This window comes from Falsiroseomonas sp. E2-1-a4, from assembly GCF_051433165.1.
Lineage (GTDB): Bacteria > Pseudomonadota > Alphaproteobacteria > Acetobacterales > Acetobacteraceae > Falsiroseomonas.
This window is the reverse complement of record NZ_JBHMFS010000008.1, coordinates 26140-37077: the sequence shown is the minus strand read 5'-3', so window position 1 is coordinate 37077 and position 10938 is coordinate 26140. Positions and strand designations below refer to the sequence as shown.

Genomic DNA, 10938 nt, shown 5'->3' with positions numbered 1-10938 from the left:
AATGAGACGATATCCTGCCACCCTGACAGGTCAATCGTTTCCTGGCCCGTAAGATGCTCGGATTTGTAGGGCAATGTCAGGCCTGAATGACACGCCGCTGGCGCCCTACGACGCTGTCCCTGTCGCGCGCGCGCCGCCCGCCAGTTCCCGCAGGATGCGCAGCTCCGCGGCCTTCACCCGCACACCCTCCGCCCGCTGGCGCTTCAGCGTCGTCAGTTCGCGCTCGCCCGGCACCAGTACCTTCTGCGCCGGATCGGCCGGCGGCGTCGCGTGCAGGATGCCGATGAAATCGGCCATGCGCGAGGCGAAGGACTCGCGGCTGGCGAGCTTCGTCGCATCGATGGCGATGAAGATATGGCCGAGATTCTGCGCCACCTCCGGGTTCTTGTCCCAGGCCTGCACATGGGTGAGGTAGGCCGCGCCGGAGAGCAGCCCGGCCAGCAGATCCACCATCACCGCCAGGCCATAGCCCTTGTGACCGCCCACGGGCAGCAGGAAGCCGGCGAGCGCCGCCTTGGCATCCGTGGTTGGGCGGCCTTCCGCATCCGTCGCCCAGCCTTCCGGCAGCGGCGCGCCGCTTGCCGCTAGGTCGCGGATCTTGGCGCGTGCCGCGACCGACAGCGCCATGTCCAGGATGACGGGATCGCCGCCCGAGTTCGGCACGCCGATGCCGATCGGGTTGTTGCCGAGCCGGGTATCCTTGCCACCCCAGGGCGCGATGGTGGTGGTGGCGTTGGAGGCGATGAGCGTGACGAAGCCCTGCTCCGCCGCGATCAGCGCATAGGGCAGGATCGGCCCGAAATGGTTGCTGCCGCGCGCGAAGGCGGCTCCGATGCCGCAATCCCGCGCGCCAACCATCGCTTCCGCCAGCCCCCGCATGCCGATCAGCGGGCCGATGCCGTTGCGGCCATCCACCATGGCCAGCGCGGGCATGAGCCGCATCACCTGCAGATCGGCCCGCGGATCGATGCCGCCGACCTTTACGCGGTTGAGGTACTGCCCGACGCGGCTGATGCCATGCGTGGTCAGCCCCGCCAGTTCCGCCAGCACCAGCACCCGCGCCGCCTGCGCCGCCTCCTCCGCCCGCATTCCGCCATGGGTCAGGGCGCGGATGGTGAGGTCGAGAAGCGCGGCCTCGGCGATGGTCTCGGCGTTCACCTGCCGGGACTCACGTGTTGGGCCAGACGCTGGCGGGGATGTAGACCTCGCCCTTCATGATGCGCCGCGCGGTGCGCAGCGTGCCACCGCCGAGGATGGTGGCGCTGCCATCTTCGGCGCGGCCGGTGGTGATCACCGCCTCCATCACGCCGGTCGGGTGTTCCAGCGTCACCATCTCCCGCGCCTCGGCATTCACCACGGCGATGCCGGCGGCGACCGTGCCGGGCAGCTTGCAGGCGCTGGCGATGCAGATGCCGCCTGTGACGGCCATCGCCTCGTGGCAGGCCAGCGGCGTGAAGTAGCGCGCGGCGACACCCGTGCCGCCGGCCGGTTCGCCGACCATGGCGAATTTCGGCATCACCTTGCCGGCCACATCGCCCATGCCCATGGCGAGGCCGGCGGCGCGGCGGATGCGTTCGATCCGCGCCATGAAGTCCTTGTCGGCGTCGAGTTCCTTGGCGGTCTCGCGCGCCGTCTTGCCGAGGTCCTTCGCGCGCGCGATCACCACCGGCATGGCGACGTCGAGGCAGGTGACGTCCACACCCTCGATGTGATCCAGCGGGTTGCCCGTGGGCATCAGCTTGCCGGTCGCGCCGCCGACCGCATCGGCGAAGTTCAGCACGATGGGCGCGGCCGTGCCGGGCACGCCGGCGATGGCGGCGTCGCCATCATAGGTCACGCGCCCGCCGGGGGTCTGCACCACCGCCTCGATCAGCGCGCCGGTGTTGACGGCGCGGATCAGCACGCGGGTTTCGCCATCCTCGGCCGGCACCAGGCCTTCCTCGATGGCGAAGGGGCCGATGCCTGCCAGCATGTTGCCGCAGGTCGGGCCCCAATCGACGACATCCTTGTCTACCGAAACCTGTGCGAACAGGTAGTCCACCTGCTGCTTCTCGCCCGGCGCGGCCTTGCTGACCATCACGGTCTTGCTGGTCAGCGTGGTGGCGCCGCCGAGGCCGTTGATCTGGCGCGCATCGGGCGAGCCCATCACCGCCAGCAGCACGCGCCCTGCTTCCTCCCGGCTTTCCGGCAGGTCGCCACGGTGGAAATACGGGCCGCGGCTGGTGCCGCCGCGCATGAAGGTGCAGGGGATCGCGGTCTGGAGCGGCATCGATGGGTCCTTGCAGGCGCTCAGCGGAATGGCCACGGCAGGTCGAAATACTCCTGCAGCAGGCCGCCAGGGAAGACCAGGTTCAGCGCATTGGCCAGCACGAGCATCAGGCCGGCCGCACCGGCCGTCAGTGCCACCGACTGAACCCAGGAGGACTTTGCCACCACCCGCAGGAAGACCATGAAGAAGCCGACCAGCGCTGCGAAGAAGCCCACCAGCCCGATCGCGCCCATGAAGCCCAGGAACCACAGCAGGAAGCGCCACGGCCCGCCATCGCTGGCCCGCGCCTCGCTGTCGAAGTTGGCAGAGCCCGCGGCGACCGGGCCACGCACCTGTTGCACCAGCAGCAGCAGGGTGGCGAGGCCGCCGACAATGCCCACCGCGATCGGGAAGATCTGCGCCAGGAAGGACACGCCCAGCCCCTGCTGGATGGCGAAGCCGAAGCCCACCAGTACGACGCCGGAGAAGATGATCTGCGGCGTCATGTTGCGCGCGACGGAATACTCCGCCGAGCCTTCGGTATGGATGCTGCTGCCGCTTTTCGTGCCGCGCAGACCGGCCCAGATGGAGATGATGGTGATGGCCGCGATCATCAGCACCAGCGGCCGCGTCACGAAGCCCCAGCCGTAGAACTGCACGGCTTGGTACAGGTAACGCTCCCCACCCAGCGCCAGCACGAAGCCGATCAGGAAGGCGGGGCGGGACCAGCCGAAGCGGCGCAGGAAGATGCCGAGGATGCCCATGACCAGTAGCGCCATCAGGTCTTCGAAGCTGCGCGTTGCCTGGAAGGCGGCGAAGCAGATCACCATGATCATGAAGGGCGCGATCAGCGCGTAGCGCACCGCCGTCAGCTTCGCGATGCCCGGCGCCAGCAGGATGCACATCGCCGTGCCGATGACGTTCGCAATCGCGAGCGACCAGATGATGGTATAGGTGATGCCGAGGTCGTTGCTCGCCATGCCCGGGCCAGGCTGGATGCCGAGCAGGATCATGGCGGCGAGGAAGATCGCCATCGATCCCGAGCCCGGAATGCCGAACAGCAGCGTCGGCAGCAGGGCGCCAGCGGCGGTGGCGTTGTTGGCGGATTCCGGCGCGATCACGCCGCGGATGTCGCCCTTGCCGAATTGCGATTTGTCCTTCGTGGTCTGCACCACATGGCCATAGGCGATCCAGTCCACGACGCTGCCGCCGATGCCCGGGATGGCGCCGATCAGCGCGCCGATGCCGGAACAGCGCAGCGTCAGCCAGAAATTCGCCAGCGTGTCGCGCACGCCGCGGAACCAGCCTTTGCCGAGTTGCGCGCCCTGCGCGATAGACCCGCCGCCGCGCAGCAGATCCAGAATTTCCGGCAGCGCGAAAATGCCGAGCGCCACGGTGACCAGCGGGATTCCGTCAATCAGGTAAAGCATGCCGAAATCCATGCGGTACTCGCTGGTGGCCGGCGCCGCACCGACCAGGCCGAAGCCGAGGCCGAGGCAGGCGGAAGCGATGCCCTTCACCATGTTGGCGCCGGACAGCACGCCCACCATGGAAAGCCCGAACAGCGTCAGCATGAACAGCTCGGCCGTGCCGAAGGCCAGGATGATGGGGGCCGCTATGAGGACGGCGAAGGTCAGCAGCAGCGCGCCGAACAGCCCGCCGATCATGGAGGCCGCGAAGGCCGCCGACAGCGCCCGCGCCGCCTGGCCCTGCTTGGCGAGAGGGAACCCATCCAGCACCGTGGCCTGGGAGGCGGAGGAGCCGGGGATGCCCATCAGGATGGAGGTGAAGGTATCAGCGGTCGGGATGATGGCGAGCAGGCCGATCAGCATGGCGAGCGCCGAGGTCGAGTCCATGCCGTAAAGAAACGGCAGCAGCAGCGACAGGCCGGCAATGCCGCCCACCCCCGGCAGCACGCCAATCACCAGGCCCAGGCTGACGCCGGCCATCATGTAGCCCATATGCTGCAACGTCAGCAGATTGCCGAGGGTCGCGAAGAACAGATCGATCATGGGGTGGGCAGCCTTCGCGGCGCAGGATGGCGGGCAGGCGCTTTCGCGCCCCGCCCGCCCGCCCGCTCAGAAGCGGACGTTGTGGTTGGTTGCCAGGAAGTTCCGCACCCATTCGCGGGCCTCGGGCTTGATGGTGGTGGCGATGCGAAAGACCGCCTCCACGTCATCGCCTACCGCCTGCTCGTAGTCACCCAGCACATCGCCCTTGCGCGCCTGCAGCTCCGGGTCCGCCACCGCATCGGCGAAGGCCTTGCGGTAGGTGGCGACGATGTTGGCCGGCGTGTTGGGCGGCAGCATCGCCGGCTTCTGGCCGGCGAAGCCGGAGGCGAAGAAGGCGAGGTAGGCATCGTATTCCACGCCGGACGGCTTGCGGCCGTTCAGCATCTCATACACTTCGACGAAATGCGGCAGGTTCGGGAAGGACGGGTCGCGCTGCACATTGCCCTGGGCGTCGAGCACGCCGTAGGAGAACATCGGCACCGCCGTGCCCGCTTCCACCATCGGCATCACCTGCGTGATGAAGGCGGAGGAGGTCTGGTAGTCGATGGTGATCTCGCCGCGCATCAGGCCGAGCCGCGCCTCGCCGCGCCCGCGCATGCCGAAGACGAAGCGCACATTCAGCCCAAGCAGGCGGAAGGCCAGCATCGGCACCAGGTCCAGCGACGTGGCGCCCTGGCTGCCATAGACCAGTTCCCGGTCGCGCAGCCGGCCGAGCTGGGAGGCGTTCTCGATGCCCAGGCTCTTCGGCAGATAGACCACGCCGCCGGTGGGGGAGACATAGGTCGGAATCATCTTGGTGTAGTCGTAGCGCACCCGCGGGTCGCCCAGCAGATAGGGGAACTGGGTGGAGCCGGAGGTGCCGATGAAGCTCAGCCCATCCGGCCGCGCGCGCTGGTAGAAGGTGTTGGTGCCGGTGATGGACCCGCCGCCGGGCACGTTGCGGACGATAACATTCGGCTGGCCCGGCAGGTGCTTGCCGAGGAACGGCGCCATGAAGCGCGCCCAGACATCGCTGCCGCCGGCCTCGGCGAAGGGAATGACGAATTCGATCGTGCGCCCGGCAAAATCCTGCGCCTGTGCGAGGCCCGGCAGCGCGGCGGCGGCGCCAAGGCCGGCACCCGCGCGCAGCAGGCTGCGGCGGCTGGACAGAAAGGGGGTGGTTGGCTGTGTCATCTGAAGTCTCCCGAAATGGCCGCTGGTTGGCTCCGCGCGGTCGATGAACCCATTGCAATGATTGCACCGAGCGAACGCGCCAGGCGCGAAGCTCACGCCTCGCTCTTTGTCGCAATTCCGCATCGGCGTCCATGCCGGATGTTGCGCCGGGCGAGCAGGCCGGATTTTTCGGAAAAACGGCCGCTTCGGGCGCGCGCGCCGTTCAGGCCAGCGTCGCCGCCACCTTCACGGCGCTCTGTTCCGAGAGGATTTCCCGGATCGCCTGGCGCAGCAGGCGCACGTCTCGAATTCGACTGAATCCCGGTCGGTGGAACAGCGCGACGTCGCGCCCCATGCTGCCATCGCCGATGCGGCGATAGGCCACCATGTCGTCCAGCAACGCGCCGATCTGCACGGCAAGCTGCGGCATGAAGGACACGCCGACACCGGCCGCGACCATCTGGCGCAGCGTCTCCAGGCTGGCCGCCTGCAATTCCGGGCGGTCCACCTGCAGGCGGGTGGGGCAATAGGCCAGGGCGTGGTCGCGCAGGCAGTGGCCTTCGCTGAGCAGGATCAGCTCCGGCACCGGAACATCCTCCCGCGCCACCTGCTCGACGCGGGCCAGCGGATGGTCGCGCGGCACCACCAGCACGAATTCCTCGCGGAACAATTTGAGTTCGGTCAGGTCCGGGCCGGGCAGGGGGGAGGCGGCGAGGATCGCATCCAGCTCCCCATCCTCCACCTGCCGCGCCAGGTGCCGCGTCAGCCCTTCCGACAGCAGCAGGCGAAGCTGCGGGAAGCGGGCGCGCAGCGGCTTCAGCAGGAAGGGCACCAAATAGGGGCCGAGGGTGGAGATGACACCGAGGCGGAAGGTGCCTTCCAGCGGCGCGGCACCGGCGGCCGCAATCTCGAACATCCGCCGCGCCTCCGCCACCACCAGCCGGGCCTGCGCCGCAAGCTCCGCACCGCGGGGGGTGATGAGCACGCCGCGCGGCGCGCGCTCGAAGCACTCGACCTGCAGCAATTCCTCGATCTTGCGGATCTGGGCGGAGAGGGTGGGCTGGCTGACGGCGCAGGCCTGCGCGGCGCGGCCGAAGCTGAGATGCTCCGCCACCGCCAGCAGGTATTCAAGGTCACGCAGGGACAGTCCGGCGAGCGTCATGGGCAAAGTCCGGAAACGCAGACTGCAACTGATACGCATCTGGGCGCAAACCGTCCAGCGCCCGGCCCCTTCGCGGGCGCCCGGATTGACCGGGGCGGAGCCGGCGCCCTACGCCTTCAATTCGGGGAGGGCCGCGTTTTGGAACCACAGGAAAAGCCACGCCAGCCGAAGCACCGGCGGCAATTCGACCCGGCGGCCAAGGGTGCGTTGGATGGGCTGCGGGTGGTGGACCTGTCCCGCCTGGTCGCCGGCAACATGCTCACCAAGGTGCTCGCCGACCATGGGGCGGAGGTGGTGAAGGTGGAACCGCCCGCGGGCGACAGCCTGCGCGCCTGGAAGGTCGGCGGCATCGAGACCGCCTGGAAGACCTGCTGCCGCAACAAGCGCAGCCTGTGCCTCGACCTTCGGCGGGCAGAGGCTGTGGCGGTGGTGAAGCGGCTGGTGGCCGATGCGGCGATGTTCGTCGAAAGCTTCCGGCCCGGCGTGTTGGAGGAGATGGGGCTCGGGCCGGAGGAATTGCTGGCGATCAACCCGGCGCTGGTGATCATCCGCGTTTCCGGGTGGGGCCAGACCGGGCCGTTCCGCCACAAGCCGGGCTTCGGCACCCTCGTCGAGGGCTATGCCGGCTTCGCCGCGCTGAACGGCTTCGCGGATCGGGAGCCTGTGCTGCCGCCGATGTTCATGGCGGATGCCTATGCCGGGCTGTACGGCGCCTCCGCCGCCATGATCGCGCTGTGGCATGCGAAGGCGACGGGGCAGGGCCAGGTGGTGGACCTCTCGCTGTTCGAGCCGATCTTCGCGGTGCTGGAACCGCAGATGGCGAATTGGCGGATCAGCGGCCAAGTCAAGCCGCGCACCGGCAGCCGCAGCACCAATACCGCGCCGCGCAACGCCTATCGCACGCGGGATGGCGGCTGGCTCAGCCTGTCCACCAGCACCCAGGCGGTGTTCGTGCGGCTGATGCAGAGCATCGGGCGGCCCGAACTGGTCGACGACCCGCGCTTCCGCACCAACCCGGACCGGCTGGCGAATATCGAGGTCATCGACGGCGTCATTCGCGATGCACTCGGGAAAATGGACCGCGCCGAGGCGCTGGCGCAATTCGACCGGGATGGCGTGACCATCGGCCCGATCATGGATGTCTCGGAACTCGACGAGGATCACTATATCGCGGAGCGGGAGGCGCTGATCGAGGTGCCGGACGAGGACATGCCGGATGGCTGGCTGCCCATGCATGGCGAGGTGCCGCGCCTGTCGGTGACCCCCGGCATCCTGCGCAACCCCGCGCCGAAGCTGGGCGCCGACAATGACGCGCTGCTCGGGCCGTTGCTGGGGGTGGAGGAGGTGGCCCGGCTGCGGCAGGCGGGGGTTGTGCTGCACGGGGCGTAGGGCGCGCGGGGCTGCCATGCTGCGCCGCGGCAAGGGAGTTCGTGCGGAATCGCGCCGTCTGCGCTAGACACCCGCCACAATGCCCTTTCCCGATCTCCCCGAACGTCTCGCCCAGGCCCTGGCCGAGCGCGGCTACGCCGAACCCACCCCCGTCCAGGCCGCCGTGCTGGACCCCGCAGCCGTTGGGCGAGACCTGCTGGTCTCCGCCCAGACCGGCTCCGGCAAGACCGTCGCCTTTGGCCTCGCCATCGCCGAGCAGGTTCTGTCCGGCGGCCGCAGCCAGGTGCCGCTGGCCCTCGTCATCGCGCCGACCCGCGAATTGGCGATGCAGGTGCGGGACGAGCTGGCCTGGCTGTATTCCGGCACCCCCGTGCGCGTGATTTCCTGCGTCGGCGGCACCGATGTGCGGGCCGATCGCCGTGCGCTGGGGATGGGCGCCGAGATCGTCGTCGGCACACCGGGCCGTTTGCGGGACCATCTCGACCGCAACAACATGGACCTGTCCCAGCTCCGCGCCGCCGTGCTCGATGAGGCGGACGAGATGCTGGACATGGGGTTCCGGGACGATCTGGAAGCCATCCTCGAAGGCGCGCCGGAATCCCGCCGCACGCTGCTGTTCTCGGCGACGGTGCCGCGGGAAATCGTGGCGCTTGCCGCTTCGTACCAGCGCGGCGCGCTGCGGATCGCGGCGACCGTCGAGGGCGAGCGCCATGGCGACATCGCCTATCGCGCCATGCTGGTCGGACCGCGGGAGGTTGAGGCCGCCGTGGTCAATGCGCTGCGCTGGTACGAATCCGGCGGCGCGCTGGTGTTCTGCAACACGCGCGAACAGGTGAACCGGCTGCATGGCAGCCTCTCGGAGCGCGGCTTCTCGGCCGTGGCGCTGTCCGGCGAACTGACCCAGGCGGAGCGCAACCGCGCTTTGCAGGCCCTGCGCGACCGTCGCGCCCGCGTCTGCGTCGCCACCGACGTGGCCGCCCGCGGCATCGACCTGCCGGACCTCGGCCTGGTGATCCATGCCGAGCTGCCGCGCGACAAGGAAACCTTGCAGCACCGCTCCGGCCGCACCGGCCGCGCGGGCCGCAAGGGCGTGGCCGTGCTGCTGGTGACCCATACCCGCCGCCGCCTGGCCGAACGCCTGCTGTCCAACGCCCGCATCCAGGCCGAATGGTCCGGTCCGCCGACCGCCGAGGATGTCCGCGCCAAGGACCGCGAGCGCCTGGCCGCCCAGGCCCGCACCGCCGTGGATGCGGTGGCGGATGAGGACGACATGGACCTCGCCCGCGCACTGCTGGTGGACAAGACCCCGGACCAGGTGGCTGCTGCGCTGTTCCAGGCGCTGCGATCTTCCTTGCCCGCACCCGAAGAACTGTCTGCCCCGCCGCCGCCCGCCCCGCGCCCGCCGCGCGAACAGGGTGCGGAGGGCGTGTGGTTCCGCCTGTCCATCGGCCGGCATGATCAGGCCGACCCGCGCTGGATCCTGCCCTTCATCTGCCGCAAGGGCGACCTGACGCGGAAGGAAGTGGGCCGGATCGAGGTGATGGACCGCGAAACCCGCGTCGAGATCGCCCCCTGGGCCGCCGCGCGCTTCGCCGCCTCCGCCCAGCGCGTCTCCGGCGACGATGACGACCGCATCCGGATCGAGCCGATGGCCAACGCCCCGGCGCCGAGCCGCGCCCCGCCGCGGGAGCCGCAGCGCGACCGCCCGGCGCCCCCGCGTCCGGAACGGCCGCCCGGTCCCCCGCGGCCGGAACGGCCGCCCGGCCCCCCGCGGCCGGACCGGGCGCCGCGCGCCTATGCCGGCCCGCCGCGCGGCGACAAGCCTCGTGCGCCCTATGCCGGCGCGAAGCGTCGCCCGCAGAGCTGAGCCATGAAGCCCTCCCCCGTGTGCGGGGGGGGTTGCGGCACCGCCGCAACGCCGAGGGCTGGTTGGGTGGGGGCTCTGCGCGCGCCCCTCAGTTCACCTGGATCCGGGCCTCACGCACCACCCGGCGCCAGCGTGCCAGATCATCCGCGATCAGCTTGCCCAGCGCCTCGCGCGAGGTCGCATCCACCGCGAAGCCGACATTGGCCAGGCGCTGCGTCACCTCCGGCGTCTTCAGCGACGCAACGATCACCTCATTCAGCCGCGCCAGCGCCGGCTCCGGCGTCCCGGTCGGGGCGACGATGGCGGTCCAGGAACCGGAGACATGGTCCGGCAGGCCCTGTTCCGTCATGGTCGGCACATCCGGCGTTTGCGGAAAGCGGTTCGGGCCGCAGACGGCGATGCCGCGCAGCCGGCCGGCCTGCACATGGACGCCCACCGTGGCCGCGTTCAGCACGGCGAATGGCGCGGTGTTCTGGATCACGGCGGTGGCCGCGGCCGGGCCGCCGGCAAAGGGCACGGGCAGCGCCTCCGCCTGCGTCAGCAGCTTGAACAGTTCCATGCCCAACTGCTCCGACGACCCGACGCCGGAGGAGGCATAGGCCGGGCCGCCGGGGATGGTCTTCATCCAGGCCACCACCTCCGCCACCGTCGTCGCAGGGACGGAGGGATGCACCACCAGCATGTTGGGCGCCGTCATCACCAGCGTGACCGGCACGAAATCCTTCTCCACATCATAGCCCGGCGTCCGCAGCACCACCGGATTGATGGTCAGCGTGCCGCTGGCGGCGACCAGCAGCGTGTGGCCATCCGCCGGCTGCTGCGCCACGTAGCGGGACCCGATGGCGCCCGTCGCACCCGGCCGGTTGTCCACCACCACGGGCTGGCCGAGGGCGGCCGACATGCCCTGCTGCACCACCCGCGCCGCCAAATCGGTCGGCCCGCCGGGCGGGAAGGGCACCACCAGCGTCACCGGGCGGGTGGGCGCCCAGGCTGGTTGTGCTTTCGCCGCCTGCGGCAGCAGGAAGGGCGCGGCGAGCATGGTCAGGGCGTGGCGGCGGAGCATGTTTTACCTCTTGGGCCTGTTTGACAGGACAATCTGACCCGAACC

8 protein-coding genes are annotated in these 10938 nt (G+C 69.8%); 2 read left to right on the top strand and 6 right to left on the bottom strand.

What is annotated here, in order from left to right; translation table 11 throughout:
• Window positions 1-105: 105 nt before the first annotated feature.
• From ACFHNC_RS10595 to ACFHNC_RS10575, 5 genes are all read right to left on the bottom strand, one after another.
• Complete coding sequence (locus ACFHNC_RS10595) at window positions 106-1158, bottom strand: Ldh family oxidoreductase (protein ID WP_437169184.1); 1053 nt, start codon at window positions 1156-1158, stop codon at window positions 106-108.
• A gap of 10 nt (window positions 1159-1168) precedes the next feature.
• A complete protein-coding gene (locus ACFHNC_RS10590; RefSeq protein WP_437169183.1) occupies window positions 1169-2269 on the bottom strand; it encodes a 4-oxalomesaconate tautomerase in 1101 nt (366 codons plus the stop codon).
• A 20-nt stretch (window positions 2270-2289) separates the two neighbouring features.
• Entirely contained in the window at window positions 2290-4260 is a 1971-nt protein-coding gene (locus tag ACFHNC_RS10585; RefSeq protein ID WP_437169182.1) for a tripartite tricarboxylate transporter permease, read from the bottom strand.
• Between the two features lie 66 nt (window positions 4261-4326).
• Window positions 4327-5433 carry a Bug family tripartite tricarboxylate transporter substrate binding protein gene (locus ACFHNC_RS10580; protein ID WP_437169181.1) on the bottom strand — a complete coding sequence of 369 codons (1107 nt, stop codon included), beginning with the start codon at window positions 5431-5433 and terminating at the stop codon, window positions 4327-4329.
• A gap of 202 nt (window positions 5434-5635) precedes the next feature.
• Window positions 5636-6574, bottom strand: coding sequence for a LysR substrate-binding domain-containing protein (locus ACFHNC_RS10575; protein ID WP_437169180.1), 939 nt, complete (start codon window positions 6572-6574; stop codon window positions 5636-5638).
• A 138-nt stretch (window positions 6575-6712) separates the two neighbouring features.
• On the opposite strand from ACFHNC_RS10575, the gene ACFHNC_RS10570 reads away from it, so the two are divergent.
• Entirely contained in the window at window positions 6713-7963 is a 1251-nt protein-coding gene (locus ACFHNC_RS10570; RefSeq protein WP_437169179.1) for a CaiB/BaiF CoA transferase family protein, read from the top strand.
• Window positions 7964-8042: 79 nt separating this feature from the next.
• Window positions 8043-9830: a DEAD/DEAH box helicase gene (locus ACFHNC_RS10565; RefSeq protein ID WP_437169178.1), complete on the top strand. Its 1788-nt coding sequence runs from the start codon at window positions 8043-8045 to the stop codon at window positions 9828-9830.
• Window positions 9831-9918: 88 nt separating this feature from the next.
• On the opposite strand, the gene ACFHNC_RS10560 is transcribed toward ACFHNC_RS10565, so the two are convergent.
• Window positions 9919-10893, bottom strand: a complete 975-nt coding sequence (locus ACFHNC_RS10560; protein ID WP_437169177.1) for a Bug family tripartite tricarboxylate transporter substrate binding protein — start codon at window positions 10891-10893, stop codon at window positions 9919-9921.
• Window positions 10894-10938: the final 45 nt, after the last annotated feature.